Origin of the sequence: Paenibacillus pectinilyticus, from assembly GCF_001700435.1 — a bacterium.
In the GTDB taxonomy this organism is placed as follows: domain Bacteria; phylum Bacillota; class Bacilli; order Paenibacillales; family NBRC-103111; genus Paenibacillus_E; species Paenibacillus_E pectinilyticus.
In genome coordinates, this window is the sequence record NZ_LYPC01000030.1 from 139,164 (window position 1) to 158,396 (window position 19,233).

The 19,233-nt window shown below is 44.9% G+C and carries 18 protein-coding genes; 17 read left to right on the forward strand and 1 reads right to left on the reverse strand.

Annotation, left to right across the window (positions count from 1 at the left end; translation table 11 throughout):
* Positions 1–44 precede the first annotated feature (44 nt).
* From A8709_RS32430 to A8709_RS32505, 16 genes are all read left to right on the forward strand, one after another.
* Complete coding sequence (locus tag A8709_RS32430; protein WP_065859108.1) at positions 45–1,001, forward strand: 4-hydroxy-3-methylbut-2-enyl diphosphate reductase; 957 nt, start codon at positions 45–47, stop codon at positions 999–1,001.
* A 62-nt stretch (positions 1,002–1,063) separates the two neighbouring features.
* Positions 1,064–1,576 carry a DUF2062 domain-containing protein gene (locus A8709_RS32435; RefSeq protein WP_244163373.1) on the forward strand — a complete coding sequence of 171 codons (513 nt, stop codon included), beginning with the start codon at positions 1,064–1,066 and terminating at the stop codon, positions 1,574–1,576.
* Between the two features lie 146 nt (positions 1,577–1,722).
* Positions 1,723–2,766, forward strand: coding sequence for a 3-deoxy-7-phosphoheptulonate synthase (gene aroF, locus A8709_RS32440; RefSeq protein WP_065859112.1), 1,044 nt, complete (start codon positions 1,723–1,725; stop codon positions 2,764–2,766).
* Between the two features lie 241 nt (positions 2,767–3,007).
* Entirely contained in the window at positions 3,008–4,432 is a 1,425-nt protein-coding gene (gene glnA / locus A8709_RS32445; RefSeq protein ID WP_065859114.1) for a type I glutamate--ammonia ligase, read from the forward strand.
* A gap of 181 nt (positions 4,433–4,613) precedes the next feature.
* Positions 4,614–5,171, forward strand: a complete 558-nt coding sequence (locus A8709_RS32450; RefSeq protein WP_065859116.1) for an NADPH-dependent FMN reductase — start codon at positions 4,614–4,616, stop codon at positions 5,169–5,171.
* A gap of 134 nt (positions 5,172–5,305) precedes the next feature.
* Complete coding sequence (locus tag A8709_RS32455; protein ID WP_244163374.1) at positions 5,306–6,661, forward strand: DUF1800 domain-containing protein; 1,356 nt, start codon at positions 5,306–5,308, stop codon at positions 6,659–6,661.
* Positions 6,662–6,674: 13 nt separating this feature from the next.
* Positions 6,675–7,907 carry a DUF1501 domain-containing protein gene (locus A8709_RS32460; RefSeq protein WP_065859118.1) on the forward strand — a complete coding sequence of 411 codons (1,233 nt, stop codon included), beginning with the start codon at positions 6,675–6,677 and terminating at the stop codon, positions 7,905–7,907.
* A gap of 19 nt (positions 7,908–7,926) precedes the next feature.
* Positions 7,927–8,436, forward strand: a complete 510-nt coding sequence (locus A8709_RS32465; protein ID WP_065859120.1) for a mismatch-specific DNA-glycosylase — start codon at positions 7,927–7,929, stop codon at positions 8,434–8,436.
* A 79-nt stretch (positions 8,437–8,515) separates the two neighbouring features.
* Positions 8,516–9,604, forward strand: coding sequence for a 3-phosphoserine/phosphohydroxythreonine transaminase (gene serC, locus A8709_RS32470; protein WP_065859122.1), 1,089 nt, complete (start codon positions 8,516–8,518; stop codon positions 9,602–9,604).
* Between the two features lie 590 nt (positions 9,605–10,194).
* Positions 10,195–10,554, forward strand: coding sequence for a class Ib ribonucleoside-diphosphate reductase assembly flavoprotein NrdI (gene nrdI, locus A8709_RS32475; RefSeq protein WP_065859124.1), 360 nt, complete (start codon positions 10,195–10,197; stop codon positions 10,552–10,554).
* Positions 10,541–12,625: a class 1b ribonucleoside-diphosphate reductase subunit alpha gene (gene nrdE / locus A8709_RS32480; protein WP_065859126.1), complete on the forward strand. Its 2,085-nt coding sequence runs from the start codon at positions 10,541–10,543 to the stop codon at positions 12,623–12,625. The genes nrdI and nrdE overlap by 14 nt, the downstream gene beginning before the upstream one ends.
* Positions 12,626–12,646: 21 nt before the next feature.
* Positions 12,647–13,633, forward strand: coding sequence for a class 1b ribonucleoside-diphosphate reductase subunit beta (nrdF, locus tag A8709_RS32485; protein ID WP_065859129.1), 987 nt, complete (start codon positions 12,647–12,649; stop codon positions 13,631–13,633).
* Positions 13,634–13,978: 345 nt separating this feature from the next.
* Positions 13,979–14,608 carry a YhbD family protein gene (locus A8709_RS32490; RefSeq protein WP_208607783.1) on the forward strand — a complete coding sequence of 210 codons (630 nt, stop codon included), beginning with the start codon at positions 13,979–13,981 and terminating at the stop codon, positions 14,606–14,608.
* Positions 14,609–14,621: 13 nt separating this feature from the next.
* Positions 14,622–15,299, forward strand: a complete 678-nt coding sequence (locus A8709_RS32495; RefSeq protein ID WP_084225705.1) for a polymer-forming cytoskeletal protein — start codon at positions 14,622–14,624, stop codon at positions 15,297–15,299.
* Between the two features lie 25 nt (positions 15,300–15,324).
* Complete coding sequence (locus A8709_RS32500; protein WP_065859133.1) at positions 15,325–16,065, forward strand: hypothetical protein; 741 nt, start codon at positions 15,325–15,327, stop codon at positions 16,063–16,065.
* A gap of 62 nt (positions 16,066–16,127) precedes the next feature.
* Positions 16,128–17,675: an MDR family MFS transporter gene (locus A8709_RS32505; RefSeq protein WP_065859134.1), complete on the forward strand. Its 1,548-nt coding sequence runs from the start codon at positions 16,128–16,130 to the stop codon at positions 17,673–17,675.
* A gap of 107 nt (positions 17,676–17,782) precedes the next feature.
* Here A8709_RS32505 and A8709_RS32510 read toward each other — a convergent pair whose 3' ends face one another.
* Complete coding sequence (locus A8709_RS32510; RefSeq protein ID WP_065859136.1) at positions 17,783–18,496, reverse strand: response regulator transcription factor; 714 nt, start codon at positions 18,494–18,496, stop codon at positions 17,783–17,785.
* Between the two features lie 143 nt (positions 18,497–18,639).
* Between A8709_RS32510 and trmL the strand changes: the two genes are divergently transcribed.
* The gene (gene trmL, locus A8709_RS32515) at positions 18,640–19,104 is read left to right on the forward strand and encodes a tRNA (uridine(34)/cytosine(34)/5-carboxymethylaminomethyluridine(34)-2'-O)-methyltransferase TrmL (protein WP_065859139.1); all 465 of its coding nucleotides are present in this window, start codon (positions 18,640–18,642) and stop codon (positions 19,102–19,104) included.
* Positions 19,105–19,233: the final 129 nt, after the last annotated feature.

Genomic DNA, 19,233 nt, shown 5'->3' on the forward strand with positions numbered 1-19,233 from the left:
AGATATAATTAGAAGAAAAACAAATGGCTAGGCAGGTGGAAGAAATGGAAGTTGTTCGAATATCCCCCAGAGGTTACTGTTATGGGGTTGTTGATGCTATGGCACTTGCTATGCAAACTGCGAAAAATTTAAATCTTCCCAGACCTATATATATCTTAGGGATGATTGTTCATAATGCACATGTGACGGAATTCTTCAAAGAAGAAGGCGTTATTACACTCGATGGAGACAATCGTCTCGAGATATTGTCCCAAGTCGAAACAGGGACCGTCATTTTTACCGCGCACGGTGTTTCCCCAGAAGTAAGACGAATGGCACGTGACAAAGGCTTGACGGTCGTTGATGCCACGTGTCCAGATGTAACGAAGACCCATGATCTGATTCGCGAGAAAGTCGCGGACGGCTACGAGATTATTTATATTGGCAAAAAGGGGCATCCAGAGCCAGAAGGCGCTATCGGTGTAGCCCCTGAACACGTACATCTGATTGAAAAGCTGGAGGAAGCTGAAGCTCTGCAGCTTAAGTCTAATCGAATCATCATTACGAACCAAACAACCATGAGTCAATGGGATATTAAGCATATCATGAATAAGTTATTGTCCCTTTTCCCTAAAGCTGAAATTCATAATGAGATTTGTTTGGCTACGCAAGTTCGGCAAGAAGCTGTCGCAGAACAAGCGAAAGAAGTAGACCTCGTTGTTGTCGTGGGAGATCCCAAAAGTAACAATTCGAATCGCTTAGCACAGGTCTCGCAAGAGATTGCGGGAGTTATGGCTTATCGTATTTCGGATGTCTCCGAATTGAAGCTGGAATGGTTGGCGAACGTGCGTAAAGTAGGGGTCACATCAGGTGCATCAACACCAACCCCAATTACGAAAGAAGTTATTACTTTTTTAGAAAACTATGATGCGAAAGATGAAACCAGTTGGGAAATCAAACGTACTATTAATATGAAGAAACTTATTCCCACTGTTAAATCTAAAGCAGCAAGTCACGTGTAATTCCTGCTTATTCTACTCGACGGGATTGAACTAGCATGCAAAGTACTCAGAAGGTGAAAATAATGAAAGCTCGCTACGATTGGAGAAGTACCAAGCGTTGGTTTAGATACAAATATTTGCTGCTTTTGCGGGCCAAGGGTGGTCCATCCATGGTTGCTCGAGGCTTTTCCGTAGGCTTATTTGTGGAGATGTTCACATTGCCAACAGCGGGGTTCGCGTTTGTCCTTATTTTCCCATTAGTTTATCTTCTAAGAGCTAACTTTGCCGCGGCATTGATTGGCTTTGTGTTCGGGAAAGTCATTTATATCCCTATGTCTATTCTGAACAAACAGGTGGGGGAAGCGTTAGTACCGAAGCATTTCAAGTACTACCTGATTCATCATTTGCCGCATCTTCTTTCTAATATCATAAGAAGTGGTTTAGATTTAATTGTTGGCGGTATGGTAGTTGGTTTGGTCCTTGGCCTCGTCGCGTATTTCCCAGTTATGCTGCTCCTCAAATATCACACGAATCGTCGCAAAGAGAAACGTAGACTCCGTAAGGATCAGTTAACATCTTCGGAGACAAATGAATAAGTAAATAAATTAGCGCTTGACGAAATATCGTCAAGCGTTGTATATTTACTTTAGTGATTAAAAGCGTAGAAGCGAACAAGCGTTGAAGCGTGTAAGTGAAATAATAACATAAAATAACATATAAACGAATTAGGAGCGTGGATCACATGATCGCAATTACATCGAACAAAACGTCGGATGAACGTATTCAAGAAATCGTACAATTTATTGAAAAGCAAGGGGTCACAGCTCACGTATCCAAAGGTGAAGATCGTACGGTCATTGGCATCATCGGTCAAGCCGATCCGAAATTAGCTGAGCAGCTTCGTCAAATGTCAGGTGTGGAGCAAGTTGTGAAAATTTCTAAGTCCTACAAATTAGCCAGCCGCGATTTCCATCCTGCGGATACGGTGATTAACATCAAAGGCGTTGAAATCGGCGGCGAGCAGCTTGTCGTTATGGGCGGTCCTTGCGCGGTTGAAACACCAGAGCAAATCGACGAGATTGCTCGATTGGTTAAGGCGGCTGGCGGGCAAGTGCTTCGCGGCGGTGCTTTTAAGCCAAGAACAGGTCCTTACAGCTTCCAAGGTGTTGGGGTTGAAGGTTTGATCATGATGGCGGAAGCAGGGAAGAAGCACGGTCTTCTTACAATTACTGAAGTCATGACACCGGAATACGTAGATGTTTGTGCGCAATACGCTGACATTCTTCAAGTAGGTACGCGTAATATGCAAAACTTCGATTTGCTTCGTAAGCTAGGAACGATTCAAACGCCAGTCTTGCTCAAACGCGGATTCAGCTCCACGTATGATGAATTCCTGAACGCAGCTGAGTACATCCTCGCTGGAGGCAATCCAAACGTGATGCTATGTGAGCGCGGAATCCGTACATTCGAGACATACACAAGAAATACGTTAGACTTATCAGCAATTCCAGTGCTGAAACAATTAAGCCATCTGCCAGTGATTTCCGATCCAAGTCACGGAACGGGTCGCAGAGAATTAGTTGTTCCGATGACCAAAGCATCTGTTGCTGCAGGCGCTGACGGTTTAATCATCGAAATGCATACAGATCCAGATAATTCCATGACAGGTGATGGCGTACAATCATTGTTCCCAGATCAGTTTGCACATTTGCTTGCTGACCTTGAGAAGCTGGCTCCACTCCTTGGGAAGAAGTTTGATACGAAAAAAGAAGCGATTTTAGCTTAATAAGCAGGGTTCGATGGGAACGGGTTTCTTCGTAATCGGAGAAACTCGTTTCCTATTTTTGGATATATGTGAAGTGTGGATAAATTGTGTAAGAATAGCTTACACTCCGATAAAAAATACCTGACATAAGTATTGACTGTGAAAGTAGTATCGCTATATAATATGTGAAAGAAAACAAGCAAAAGTTGAACATTAATCATGTAAAGTACGTTGAATGTACGGAAATGGGAGGGTTTTTTAAATGTCAGTTCAAAACGTGTTGAACCTTATCAAGGAAAAAAATATTGAGTGGGTAGATTTTCGTTTCGTTGGTCTTTCCGGTAAAGCGCAGCATATCTCTTTGCCAGCTACAGAAGTAGATGAAGAAACATTCGTAAATGGCGTAGCTTTTGACGGTTCTTCCATCCCAGGATTCCGTGGTATTGAACAATCTGACATGGTAATGATGCCAGATACGGAAACTGCGTATATTGATCCTTTCACAGCACACCCAACTTTGATCATTATGAGCAACATCCATACACCTGAAGGCGACCGTTATGACCGTGATCCACGTAGCATCGCTCAAAAGGCTGAAGAATATTTGCAAACAACGGGTGTAGGTACAACTGCATTCTTCGCACCAGAATCCGAATTCTTCATCTTTGATGATGTACGTTTCGAAAATGGTATGAACAAATCTTACTTCGAAGTTGACTCCGAAGAAGCTGGTTGGAACACAGCGCGTAAAGAAGAAGGCGGTAACCTTGGTTACAAAGTGCCAGTTAAAGGCGGTTACGTTCCAGTAGCTCCAATGGATTCCCAACAAGATATCCGTTCTGAAATGTGTAATAAACTTGCTGACGCGGGTCTTCGCATTGAGCGTCATCACCACGAAGTAGCAACAGCTGGTCAAGCTGAAATCAACTTCCGTTTTGACACTTTGACAAAAACAGCAGATAACCTTCTTAAATATAAGTATATCGTTGCTAACACAGCGAGAGAATATGGTAAAGTAGCAACATTCATGCCGAAACCACTATTTGGTGATAACGGTAGCGGAATGCACGTTCATATGTCCATTTTCAACGAAGGTAACCCTTTGTTCTACGAAAAAGGCGCATATGCAAACCTTTCTGAATTGGCTATTAACTACATCGGTGGTATCTTGTATCACGCTCCAGCGTTGATTGCACTTACGAACCCAAGTACAAACTCCTTCAAACGTCTAGTTCCTGGTTACGAAGCACCGGTTAACCTTGTATTCTCCAAAGGTAACCGTTCTGCAGCAGTTCGTATTCCAATCGCAGCTGTGACACCTAAAGGTTGTCGTATTGAATTCCGTACACCAGATAGCACAGCTAACCCATACCTTGCTTTCGCGGCAATGTTGATGGCTGGTCTTGACGGTATCAAAAAGAAAATCGATCCACGTGCTCTTGGATACGGTCCTTTCGATACGAACATCTATGAAATGTCAGATGCTGAGAAAGCTGAGATCCGCAGCGTTCCTGGTACATTAGATGAAGCTTTGGATGCTCTTGCAGCAGATTCCGAATTCTTGACTGAAGGCGGCGTATTCACACAAGATTTCATCGATAACTACATCGAATTGAAACGTGGCGAAGCGAAAGCTGTAGCAATCCGTATTCACCCGCACGAGTACAACCTTTACTTCGATTGCTAATTCTTTAGCACTTATTTCATAACAATAGAAGAACTGCCCTTTTCATAGCTAACTATGAGGAGGGCAGTTCTTTTTATATGTAGTTTCTATTTATTAATAATTATTCTAAATAAGTGTGGACAGATAAGAAAAGTCAGGTATAATATTCCTATGCATACTAGCTTAGGAAGGATGAAAGTGAATGAACATTACGATCATTGCTGGAAGCAACCATAGCGCTGCGACAAGCACAAGACTCTCCGAATATATTAAGCACCTCGCCGTACAGGAGGGACATAATGTAACGCTTATCGACCTATACCGGACGCCGCTTCCCTTTTATTCACCTGAGGATACCCATGGTGGTCACCAGGCGTTAGAGGGTTTTAAACATGCCTTGCTAGAGGCTGATGGGATCGTTCTTGCGACACCGGAGTATCATAGCGGAATTTCGGGAGTTTTGAAAAATGCGCTCGATCATGTCGGGCAGGATCATTTCAATAATAAAGCGGTGCTTTCCGTAAGCTCGGCCGGCGGTGCTGTTGCTGTCAGCTCATTGACGCAACTGCAGACCATAGTTCGTAATTTACACGGGATCAATTGCCCAGAATGGATTTCAATTGGTGGTGACCAGCGCAAAAGCTTCCGCGTGGATGTGGCATTCGCGGATATCCACCCGGATGTAGATTTACGTGTTCGTCGTGTTGTCCGATCTTTCCTAGGACTTGCGCAGCAGCTAACGGCAAGTGTAACGAAATAAGTGGCGAAACAACTGCTCGTATGCCAACTGATACATCAAACGGTACATCTTACAAACCAAGCCACCTGGCTTGGTTTTTCGTGTTAACCGGATTCATCCGACTACACACTTTTGACATATGTATGTGGTACAGTATGGAAAAAACGAACGGTGGGGAGATCATGGGATTCCAGTGGACGGACAGGGAAGTTGTTCATCTGTTGCTGCGTGCGGGATTTGGTTCGACGAAGGAAGAAGTAGCGGCTTGTGTGGCACTTGGACGGGAGGAAACGGTACGACGTCTCGTGGCAGGGGAGCCGCTTTTGACGAATGCTCCAATGCTAGTCCCTTTTGACCAATTCCATGCAGATGGAAAGAAGGCGATGGATCCTCTCCAATTAGCGGACCAGCAGACGTACTGGTTGTATCGAATGGTGAACTCTCCAGCGCCGCTCATCGAGAAGATGACCTTGTTTTGGCATGGACATTTTGCAACGGCGAACTATAAAGTGAAGGACACGACCCTCATGGTGGGGCAAAATGAGCTGTTTCGTAAATTGGCCTTAGGCAATTTCAAAGAGCTGCTGACCGAAGTCGGCAAGGACCCTGCGATGATGATCTGGTTGGATGTCAACCAGAATAAGAAGGGTAAGCCGAATGAGAATTATGCGCGAGAAGTGATGGAGCTGTTCACCTTAGGGATCGGACACTATACCGAAATGGACGTCAAAGAGTCAGCGAGGGCTTTCACAGGTTGGGCATATAACAAAAACGAACACCAAATTCAGTATAATGCCAAGCAGCATGACAACGACTCGAAAATGATCTTAGGTGAAAGCGGCAAGTTTGGCGCGGATGAGGTCATCGATGTTTTATTTCATCAGCAATCATTGCCCACGTTCTTGGCCACGAAGCTGTTGAATTATTTTGCTGCGGACACGCCGCCAGACAGCTGGGTTCAATCGATATCCGAGCTTGTTGCGAAGAAGCAAACGATCGGGGAAGTGTTGCAAGTGCTTTTCCTATCCGATGAATTCTACGCGGACACCTATCGCATGAGTCTGATCAAAACACCGGCCGAGTATGTAGCGGGCATCCTGAAATGCTGTAAGCTCTCGGTCGCCAAAGGGCATGCGCAAGCGATGCGGAAGATGGGACAGGAGCTTTATTCGCCGCCAGACGTAGCAGGCTGGAGAGGGGGCGCCACGTGGCTCACGACGAACTGCTTGCTAGCGAGGTATCAATTCGCTGAGAGCATTGCCAAGCAAGTGAATGGACAGTCCTTGACCGCTGCCGAGTTTACACCAGAGCAATCGGATTCACCCTTGGAATGGGCAAAGCTGTGGGCCCTTCGCATGGGGATTCCCCTTTTATCAGAGCAAACTATGAAGAGCTTGAGTTCCTATGCTAGTGACACATTTGTACATACGAAACAACCGAAACAGCAAACAGCAGGCCTGCGAGGCTTACTGCAACTTGTTTTGATTAGTCCAGAAGCTCAGATGACATAGAGGAGGGAGCAAGGTGAAGCTAACGAGAAGAGATTTTCTTATAAAAGGTACAGCATTATTTGCTACATTGGGGCTTGGCGGTGCACTTTTCACAGAAACGGGTCGCTCCCTCTTTACTGGAAGCTCACGCTCTGAAGTGGATGACCCCGTGCTTGTCGTTGTACAATTAAACGGTGGCAATGATGGGATCAATACGCTGATTCCGTATGGGCAAGGTACCTACTATGACGCTCGGCCCACGCTTGCTTACCAGCAGAAGGATGTATTGGCGCTTGATCACCAAGTCGGCTTACATCCAAGCCTCAAGGGCTTAGCCGCATTATATAAATTAGGTCATATGGCGATTATACAAGGAGTCGGATATCCGGAGCCGAATCACTCGCATTTCCGCTCTATGGAAATCTGGCAAACGGCGGAGCCGGCCAAATTAAGTCGAAGCGGTTGGCTTGCACGTTACGCGGAAGCTTCTCTGAAGAGCAACAACAATCCCCTTAAAGCCATTCAAATTGGGGCATCAGGAAGTAAGGCTTTTGCTTCAGATACATCCAGTTTTCCAGTCGTTCAATCCCTAGAGTCTTACTATGTATTTGATCCTAAAGCAGCTAATCTGGACAAGAATAGAATCTCCAAAGCTTTTCTGGATATGTATGGCGGTTCGAATTCATTGGAACAATTGCGCGTGGTTTCTGCGAGAGGATCCGAGGCGTACAAGAGTGTAGAAGCCATACAATCGCTCTCCGCTGCTTATACGAATAAAGTGACCTATCCCAATACGAATTTCGCCAAAGACTTGCAGGTCGTCACGAAGCTGTTAGCAGGTAAGTCAGGCACACGACTTTTCAATGTTCAAGTAGGAGGCTTTGATGATCATGCCGATGAGAAACTGATGCACGAGCGAACATTGACGCAGGTTGATGAGGGTTTGACCGCTTTTTATCAGGATCTAGAAGCACAAGGGCTGCAGGATCGCGTTGCAGTGGTGGTGTTCTCCGAGTTCGGTCGTCGTGTGAAGGAGAACGGAAGCGGTGGAACGGATCATGGAACAGCGGCACCAATGTTCGTTATTGGCGGGAAGGTGAAAGGCGGTCTATACGGGGCCTATCCGAGCTTGAGTCATTTGGACAATGGGGATCTCAAATATGAAGTGGATTTCCGCTCGGTGTATCATACTGTAATTGACTCTTGGTTAAAAGGGGATGCGACAACGGTTCTTGGCAAATCATACGAAAATTTGAAGTTTATCTAACATAGAAAGAGGTGCGCAGTTGGAGCTTGCGGCAATCTCAGATCATATTCGAAAGGATTTGCAAATCCTATTCGTTGGTTATAACCCCAGCATTCGGTCGGGTCAAACAGGACATCATTATGCGAATCCGAACAATCGGTTCTATCGCATTCTCTTTCAGGCGGGAATAACACCTAGGCTCTACAAGCCGCAGGAAGATGGCGATATGATTCATATCGGCTATGGCTTCACAAACATTGTGGCACGGCCTTCCCTAACCGCAGCAGAAATCACCAAAGAGGAGTATCGGGAAGGCAGATTACTTTTGAAACAAAAGATTCAGACCTATCGCCCTAAGGTGGTTTGTTTCGTGGGGAAGGGCGTTTACGAGCAGTATAGCGGTCGCAAGGGAATGAGCTGGGGGAGTCAGCCGGATCCCATGGTCGAAGGTGTTGTTGATTATGTTTGTCCTTCTTCCAGTGGCCTTGTGCGCATGAAGCTGGATGAAATGGTTGCGATTTACAGGGGAATTCTATCAAGTCTCGTATAAAGGGTTTGAGTTTTTACTTGATGCTTGAACAGAATATTGCTATCATAGCCATAATACAAAAGCAAAGGTGTGGTCACTCATGGGAAACAGGGCCTATAACTTTAACGCAGGGCCTGCGGCGTTACCGCTCGAAGTACTTCAAAGAGCGCAAGAGGAGTTTGTTGATTTTAAAGGTATTGGCATGTCCATCATGGAAATTTCTCACCGTAGTTCGGAATATGAGCAAGTGCACAATGAAACACAAGAATTATTGAAACGTATCTTCGGTATTCCGGCTGGCTACCAAATTCTTTTCTTGCAAGGTGGGGCAAGCTCCCAATTTGCAATGATTCCTATGAATTTCTTGCGCGCTGGTCAAGTCGGTAGTTATGTACTTACAGGCGCATGGGCTGAAAAAGCGGTTCAAGAAGCTGCTCTGTTCGGTGAAGTTGCCGTAGTCGCAAGCTCCAAGGAACAGAAATTCATGAAAATCCCTGATTTGAGTGGATTGAGCCTACCTGCGAATTCTTCCTATTTGCATGTCACTTCCAACGAGACTATTGAAGGCGCTCAGTTCCAAAGCTATCCGGAAACAGGCAATGTTCCATTGATCGCTGACATGTCAAGTGACATTCTGAGCCGTCCAGTCGATGTGTCGAAATTTAGCATGATTTATGCTGGCGCACAGAAGAACCTTGGACCTTCAGGTGTAACCGTAGCGATTATCAAGGATGATTTGTTACAGGATCTGCCGAAAACAATTCCGACCATGCTGCGCTACGAAACGCATAGCAAAAACAATTCCCTTTACAATACGCCGCCAGCCTACTCGATCTACATGGTAAATCTTGTTTTGAAATGGATTGAAGAGCAAGGCGGATTAACGGTTATTGAGAAAAATAATATTGAAAAGTCAGGCCTTATCTATAGCGCGATTGATAACAGTAACGGTTTCTACCGCGGACCTGTGGATCTAGGCAGCCGTTCGACAATGAACATTACATTCCGCTTGCAGGATGAAGAGCTGGAGAAGAAGTTCATTAAAGAAACAGAACAACAAGTTTTTGTAGGTTTGAAGGGTCACCGTAGTGTTGGCGGATTACGTGCTTCTACGTATAACGCTGTACCTTACACGTCCTGTAAAGCACTAGCTGAATTCATGACGGATTTCCAACAACGCAATAGCTAAAAAACAAACGAGCTATTCCTGGCACCCTCGTGTGCTTGTGAATAGCTTTTTTTTGCTTGGAGGCATGAGTTATCGCCGGAGGGCTTTGGAAGCGTCTATGGGTCTCTGAGCAGGTTTAGGGACGTTAATTTAGGCAAGCATTGCATCTAGATCTAGTGGGGGATAATCGTCCTAGGTAGATCGACAAATTCGAAAAAATCAAGTAAAAATTAAAAAAATATTTTGTAAACCTATAGAGCCACGCCCCGTCTAGGTTTAGGTGTTTTTGGTGTGTCAATAGGCCGTATTGCTCGTTGACAAACACAATATATTGATATAAATTTGAATCTATCAACTAGATGTCGTGATAAAAAGCGCATTGCGAGATTGCTAGCTTTCAGGCAAAATAGCGCCAGAAACCAAGGTAAACCGCAGGTTTTCAGCTTTTTTGATCGCATACGGAGTTATTAGGGAAATGCAGATTCTGTCGATTGAAGGTAGTATTACCTACGTGAGACAGACGCTAGAATTCGTGTGTTCACTACATATAGGTTACCCTGCAAGTGACAGTGCAAGATAGAGAGAATTGAGAATGATGGGAGACGGAAGCTATGTTGATTGCTTACGATTCAAAAACTGGGAATGTTCGCCGATTTATCGCGAAGCTCCAAATGCCCGCGGTACAAATTGAGGACGCAATGACAATGGACGAGCCTTTTGTGCTTGTTACGTATACAACCGGTTTTGGACAAATTCCACCCAAGGTAGCTTCTTTCCTAGAAAGTAACTCTTCTCGTCTACAAGGGGTAGCAGCGAGCGGAAACCGCAATTGGGGAGATGGCTTCGCCAAAAGCGCAGATACGATCTCCGCGCTCTACGATGTTCCTGTTTTAAGTAAATTTGAATTATCAGGCACCAAAAATGATGTAGAACGATTCGTTCAGGGGGTACAAGCAATTGCGGCACATTGAACTTAATAATGAATTAATGCAACGCGGCACGGATGGTTTTTTCCAATTAGAGAAGGATAAAGAAGCTGTTGAAGTCTTCATGCAGGAAGTCCACAGTAAGAGCCTCACATTCCCCGACACCTCTTCGAAGGTTCGTTATATGATCGAGAATAACTTCTACGAGAACGTCTATGAGAACTACACAGAAGCTGAAGTAGACAGCGTCTACCAAGTGGCACACGACAATCAATTCGAGTTCGCTTCCTACATGGCGGCTTCCAAATTTTATACGGATTACGCGATGCGCAGTGATGATAAGAAGTCCTATTTAGAGCATTTCCCAGACCGCGTAGCGATTGTGGCTTTGTACTTAGGGCGCGGAAACGTAGAAACAGCACGAGTTCTTGCCTTATCAATGATGGAGCAACGTTTGCAGCCAGCGACACCGACATTCCTGAACGCGGGGAAAAGTCGCCGTGGTGAATTGGTTTCCTGTTTCTTGCTAGAAATGGATGACTCGCTAAACTCAATCAACTATGTACTAGCAACGTGCATGCAGCTTTCCAAAATTGGCGGCGGTGTTGCCGTGAATTTATCGAAGCTTCGCGGGCGCGGTGAAACGATTAAAGGCGTTGAGGGAGCGGCAAAAGGGATTATTCCAGTTCTTAAACTTATGGAAGATGCGTTCTCGTATGCGGATCAAATGGGTCAACGCAAGGGTTCAGGCGCAGCGTATTACAATATTTTTGGCTGGGACGTTATGGAGTTCCTAGACAGCAAGAAAATCAATGCGGATGAGAAATCCCGTTTGAAAACTCTTTCCATCGGACTTATTGTTCCTAATAAGTTTTACAAGTTGGCGGAGGAGAACAAACCTCTACATATTTTTGCGCCTTATACCGTGCTTCAAGCTTATGGCAAGCATTTAGATGATTTAGATTTAGACGAAATGTACGATGAACTGCTAGCGAACCCGAAAGTTAGAAAAAAGGTTGTCATGAGCGCACGCGACATGTTAACCAAAATAGCGACTACACAGCTGGAATCCGGCTATCCATATATCATGAATCGCACGAATGCGAATAAAGATCATGCCCTGAAAGGGATCGGGACAATCAAAATGTCCAATCTCTGTACGGAAATTTTCCAACTGCAAGAAACATCAGAAATTACGGATTACGGCCAAGAAGATACAATTCTTCGTGATATCAGCTGTAACCTAGCTTCCATGAACATTGCCAATGTAATGGATCGTAAAAAGCTGCGCGAAACCGTACATGAAGGCATGATCGCCTTAACGTCTGTGACAGACATGACAACGATTAGCAATGCACCAGGTGTCGCTAAAGCGAACCGTGAGCTGCATTCCGTTGGTCTTGGTGTTATGAATCTGCACGGCTACTTGTCCAAAAACAAAATTGCCTACGAAAGTGACGAAGCGAAGGATTTCGTTCGCAGCTTCTTCGCGGCAATGAATTTCTATTCCATCGAAAAAAGTATGGAGATTGCTAAGGCATCAGGTCAAAAATTTGAAGGCTTTGAGCAGTCCGAGTATGCGAATGGCAACTATTTTGACCGTTATATTGCGATAGATTACCGTCCTGTGACGGATAAAGTGAAAGCACTATTCGAAGGCATGCCAGTTCCATCGCCAAGCGACTGGAGCGCGCTCTCTGAGCAAGTACAAAAACATGGCTTATACCATGCGTACCGTCTTGCTATCGCGCCAACGCAAAGTATTTCCTATATCCAAAACTCAACTTCCAGCGTAATGCCGATTGTTGAACCGATTGAGACGCGTACCTATGCGAACTCAACAACGTATTACCCGATGCCATTCATGGCGCGTGACAATTTCTTTTACTACAAATCCGCGTATCAAATGGATCAATTCAAGATTCTTGATCTGATTTCGGAGATTCAAACCCATGTGGATCAAGGGATCTCGACGATTTTACACGTAAACAGTGATGTTTCAACAAGACAACTTGCTAAATTATACCTGTATGCGGCACATAAAGGACTTAAATCGCTTTACTACACACGAACCAATCAACTGTCTGTTGAGGAATGTGTAAGCTGCTCCGTATAAGTTGGAAGGGGATATCCATACATGACAAGTGCACCAACTGTGAACAAGCCAATTGTCAAAAAAGCGGTGAATTGGAACCGTCCTGATGATGATTTTACGATAACGTTCTGGAATCAAAATATTATGCAATTCTGGACAGATGAAGAAATTCCGCTGTCTGACGATAAAATGTCTTGGATTACACTAAGCCCTGTTGAGCGTGAGCTCTATATGAAAGTACTCGGCGGTCTGACTTTGCTCGATACGATGCAAGGCGGCGTCGGGATGCCGAAGATTCTTGAGCATGTGGATGGACTGCAGCGCAAAGCTGTGCTTAGCTTCATGGGGATGATGGAGCAGATTCACGCGAAGTCGTATAGTTCGATTTTTACAACGCTATCTACGACAGAAGAGATCAACGAGCTATTCCAATGGGTGGAGCGTAATCCACACTTGCAATTTAAGGCGAACAAAATTTCACATTACTATGAAAATATTACAACGAATAAAGAGCTGTATCTCGCGATGGCTTCATCGGTTTTACTCGAAAGCTATTTGTTCTATAGTGGTTTCTACTATCCGTTGTATTTGGCTGGGCAGGGTAAAATGACGAGCAGCGGCGAAATCATCGACTTGATTCTTCGTGATGAGAGTATCCACGGGTTATACATCGGCGTGCTAGCACAAGAGGTTTACGCGGAGCTCAGTCCTGCTGAGCAGGATGAAGCGTACGAGACGTTATGTGGTCTGCTCAAGGAGCTTCATGCTAATGAAGAGGGTTACACAGAAAGTCTATACGGACCGCTAGGTCTGGCAGATGACGTGAAATCATTCTTGCGCTATAACGCGAATAAAGCGTTCATGAACCTAGGTGTTGATCCTATGTTTCCGGAAGAGGAAATCAACCCAATCGTACTGAACGGTCTGAGCACGAAGACGAAACAGCATGACTTCTTTTCCAAAAAAGGAAACGGGTACGTGCGCACGATCCACGTTGAAGCTTTGACGGATGATGATTTTGTATTCTAAAAGTTGCAAAATGACTCTCACGCTTGAGAGTGATATAAAAAGAACCTGTTCGGCCTGTTTCTAGGTCGGACGGGTTCTTTGCTTTGCGCCGAGGCGGAACAGGAAATGCCTATCGATAGACCTCTAATGACTATCCCCGAGGCTCAGGTTAGATGTGGAGTGAGTCGCATTCTGAGTGAAAGGGATAGTGCCGGTAGAATCTCGCTATGGAGACTATCCCTAAGGCTCAGATTGGAAATGGAGTCAGCCGGCTTTTGAGTGAAGGGATGTTTCTGATCAGTCTCAAGGCTGATTTACAACGTAACAATGTTATGTTACATTGATTATACGGAGGAGGGATGTACGGTGGAAGAGGATTTGATTTCGAAGAAAGAGCTATTAGAGCTAACAGGCATATCCTATGGACAATTATACCGCTGGAAGCGTAAAAATTTAGTTCCAGAGGAATGGTTTATCCGGAAGTCAGCATTTACGGGGCAGGAGACGTTTTTTCCGAAAGGACAGATGCTCGCTCGTATCGATAAAATTTTGAATATGAAAGATGACTTATCGTTGGATGAATTAGCGGATGTTTTTTCGACGGTACCAAGTGATCTGCAAATAGATAAAGTAGAGTTGATGAAACGAAACATTGTTTCGATGGAGACTTTGGCGTTTGCTTCCCCACTAATGGGTTCGCTAACTGTGTACAGCTTTGAACAGACACTATTTTTATTTCTCCTTGATGGGTGTTTGCAATCAGGTGAAATGAGTCTTGATGAAGGGAAACAGCTGCTTCTGACGATGGTTGAACAGTATGGCAAGTTCGAGGATAAGCCATGTGATTTGGTTTTTATACGGAAGATGGGGCTAACGTTGTTCTTACTGATATCAACAGGGAGTGAATTGTACGTTGAGCCACGCGTAAAGGTCGTATTTCGTATACAAGTAGCGAAGAAAATTGAAGAATTGAAGTTGAAATTTACAACAATGTGAGGGGGTGGAGAGGGTGGCTATAGGAAGTAAGCGGAATTTGAGCATTTCTGGGATAGGTTCTTGCAATGGAGGGAACTTTCAGGTTGCCAAAATTGAAGGCTTAGGACGGATCGATGGTGACGTCACTTGTACTGATTTTAACGTGAATGGCAGAGCGGAAGTGAACGGTAACATTTCTACGGAAACAACAGAGATGAAAGGGACGTTAACCATTCAAGGAGATCTGAAATCGAAGCGTGCACGTATTTATGGCAGGGCGAAGATCGAAGGTCATTTTGCTGGGGAGAACCTTGAAATCAACGGCTATACTTCGATTACGGGTAATTGCGAGGCGGAGAAATTCACTGCGAACGGTAGACTGCAAGTAGGAACGCTTAATGCGGATACGATACTCATAACTTTACACGGATACTGCAAAATTGGTGAAATCGGTGGAGAACGGATTCAAATTCGTAAACAAGCAGGGATAGATTTGGCGCGATGGTTGAAGATTCTGCCGCTTGCGATTGGAAACCAATTAACTGCCCAGACGATTGAAGGGGATCATATTTATCTAGAGTACACAACCGCGGATGTCGTTAGAGGGCAGCAGATTACCATTGGGCCTGGGTGCGAAATTGGACGGATCGAGTACACGTCGAAGCTAGTTCAAGATAAAAGATCGAAAGTAAAACATAGTGAAAAAGTGTAGCGCAACGAGGAGGAGATGATGTACAATGGGATCAGATACGAACATACGATCGGCAAAAAGTAATCTGAACATAACAGGCAGTTCAACCGCGGCGGGAGGCCTGTATGATCGCGTGAAAATTGTCGGTGAAGGCATCATTGAAGGTGATACGCAGTGCCGTCATCTTAAATGTATGGGTACGCTTGAGATGGATGGCGAACTGCAGGCTGGTCATATTGGCATCGTTGGGACATTTTCAATGGCAGGAAATGCTCAAAGCGATACAATGAAAAATTCCGGTACGGTAAGTATCAGCGGTGATGCGGATATTGGCGTGTTAACTGGATCAGGGACCATGGAAGTGAAAGGTCATTTGCAAGGCAATAAGATCGATTTCAAGGGTCAAGTTGCAGCCGGCGGTGATTGCGAAGTGGAAGTATTTAAGCTTAAAGGGTTGTTTGATGTAGGTGGTTTACTTAACGCTGGCGAGATTGACATCAGACTGTTCCAAGATTCATCAGCGAAGGAAATCGGCGGAGAGAAAATAAGAATTCGCAAAGCGAGCTTGCTTCATCCGTTAAGTCTCTTCTTCAGACCCTCATCGCATGCCGCGGTAACAGCTGGGATTATTGAAGGCGACGACATTTACTTGGAGCATACGAAAGCTAAGGTTGTTCGTGGCAACCAAGTTGTCATAGGTCCTGGCTGCGAAGTCGATTTGGTCGAATATAAGGTGCATTTGGAGAAAAAGAAAGGCGCTATTGTGAAGGAATCGCGTAAGGTTTAGAGGATTAAGGGAGTTCAGTAATTAGGTAACTTACAAAAAGAACGGTAAAGGAATGTGTACGAATGACAAGTAAAGAGAACAAAGTAGGTTTTGTCTTAGCAGGTTTGCTTTTGGCCATGTTGATGGCCTCGATGGATAACACGATTGTTGCCACGGCGATGGGAACCATCGTAGGTGATCTAGGCGGACTGGATAAGTTTGTTTGGGTAACTTCTGCCTATATGGTGGCTGAAATGGCGGGGATGCCGATCTTCGGGAAACTTTCCGATATGTTTGGGCGCAAGCGATTTTTTATATTTGGCTTGATAGTATTCTTGTGTGCTTCCATGCTGTGTGGCACTGCGCAAAGCATTGTGCAGCTTAGTATTTATCGCGCGATCCAAGGGATTGGCGGCGGAGCGTTGATTCCAATTGCTTTTACCATTATGTTTGACACAGTACCTGTTGAACAACGCGGCAAATTGGGCGGGTTATTCGGAGCTGTTTTCGGTCTTTCTAGTATTTTTGGACCTTTGTTAGGAGCGTATATCACAGATTATATTAACTGGCATTGGGTATTTTACGTTAACATTCCACTTGGTGTCTTGGCATTGATTTTTATCGCGACCTTTTACAAGGAATCACCGATTCATACGAAGCAAAAGATTGATTGGTGGGGCGCGGTTACCCTTGTTGGTGCTGTTGTCAGCCTCATGTTCGCTCTTGAACTTGGAGGTAATAAATATGCGTGGGATTCCACTTTAATTATCAGCTTATTTGCGGCTTTCGCGATACTAGCGATATCTTTTGCTGTGATTGAGAGAAGAGTCATTGAGCCTATCATTTCATTTCCGATGTTCAAAGTACGTTTGTTTACAACGAGTAATGCACTTGGTTTGTTAAGTGGTATGGGCTTTATTACCGCTTCCGTTTACATTCCAATTTACATTCAAGGTGTAATTGGCGGAACTGCAACCAATTCAGGTCTGGTTCTCCTGCCTATGATGGTAGGTTCCGTATTCTCAGCCGTGGGCGGCGGTTTCTTGATGAATAAAATGAGGTACCGCAGCATCATGATGATCTTCGTTGTGGTCCTTGCTATCGGAATGGTTATGCTTACCCAATTGCAGCCAGATACAAGCCGTTGGTTCGTTACGCTATGCATGATCGTCGTAGGCGTGGGTATCGGAGCCAGCTTCTCCGTGCTTGGTAATTCGTCCATTCATCACTTTGAGCCTGCGCAGCGCGGTTCAGTGAATGCGACAGTTTCTTTCATTCGCTCCCTAGGTATGACGTTGGGGATCACGCTTTTCGGCATTCTACAGCGGAATAACTTCACAGCGGAGCTCAAAAATATTTTCGCATCGAGCGGGCAAGGTGCCATGTCAGATAATCCTGCATTCAGTGATCCACGAGTGCTTCTAGCACCTGACATGCGCGCTCAAATACCAGCCCCGGTTTTAGACAAAATAACAGCAGGCTTATCTTCTTCGATTACGTATACGTTCATGTGGGCACTCATTCCAACAGCCTTGGCTGTTATCGCGGCGTTTCTCATGAGTAAAGAGCGGTTAAGCGAATCCTTAGAGCATCAGCAAGCTGAGCAAGCTACAGTGAACATGAAAGCCTAGAAGAACAAATAGCCTCAGCCAAGTCGTTAATCTGACTTAGCTGAGGTTATTTTGTTTGTACATTGGGGCAAAGCCCCTAAATGGAGTTAGCATATAGCTCATATTGATCAAGCGTACGATTCTTTGATAACAGGTTCAGTTAACTTGTAGCCTACATTTCGAATCGTCATGATGTATTCAGGATGCCGCGCGTTCTGTTCGATTTTGTCACGAAGGTGGGAAATATGGACATCGACAATCCGCGTATCACCAAGGAAATGATAGTCCCATACACCATGAAGCAGTTGTTGACGGCTCAGGACTTTGCCGCGATGCTTGCACAGGAAGAGTAGCAATTCGAATTCTTTCGGCGTCAACTCAATGGGTGTTCCGTTCATCGTCACTTCACGCTGCTCTGCTTTGACAGAGATTTGGCCAATAGCGATAGGTGCTTCCTCTGTGGAGGAAGGCAGCGTCTGAATACGGCGGTGAATGGCTTGAATCCGAGAGACAAGCTCCTGTGGGGAGAATGGCTTCGTCATGTAATCATCTGCACCGTTATCTAACCCGGCAATTTTATCTGTAAGATCCTGCATGGCGGTCAACATAATAATAGGGACAAGGTTGTTTTGGCTTCTGAGTTTGCGGCATACTTGTAAGCCGTCCATTTTGGGCAGCATTAAATCGAGCACGATAAGGTCGGGACGGAAAGATTGAATGGCACCAAAGACGGCTTCCCCGTCGAAAACACAGTGCACTTCAAAACCGGCAAGCTTGAGGTTAAATTCAATAAGCATCGAGATAGATGGCTCGTCGTCAACAATAAGAATTTTCTTTTTCATTGTGTAGTGGACTCCTTTTAATGAAGGATATCTCTAGTATGAGGGTTATCTATCATCGTGATATTAAGATAAAGTTAACCCTGTGTTAAATTGCAATTGGAATCAGGTTATAATAGGATAGAGAATGAGGTGATTAGGCAGAGATGGCTTTCCATATTGTATTAGTAGAACCCGAAATTCCTGCGAACACAGGCAATATTTCACGCACATGTGCCGCCACAGGCACTCATCTTCATTTGGTTAGACCCCTGGGCTTTGATACGGATGACAAAACACTGAAACGCGCGGGACTCGATTATTGGCACTCGGTCAAGATTGACTACCACGATTCCTTTGCTGAAGTTATGGCAGCGTATCCGGACAGTAGATTCTTCTTTGCGTCGACGAAAGCAAGTCAGCGCTATTCGGACTTTACGTTCCAGGATGGAGATTTCTTGGTATTTGGTAAAGAGACGAAAGGGCTGCCGGAAGAGTTGCTGCGTCAACACCCGGAAACCTTAATTCGGTTGCCAATGTCGGATGCGGTAAGGTCGTTAAATTTATCCAATTCTGTGGCAATTATTTTATATGAAGGATTGCGTCAAACGGGGTTTGTAGGTCTTGAATAGTTATTAGGACCTACGTTTATTAGGGCTGAACCGACATTTTTGACAAGAAAAGAAAGATTTCAGGGCCTACACAGAAGGAATTTCATGAAAGACGGCGAATAGTAATCCGTAAGCTCGATAGGAATAGGT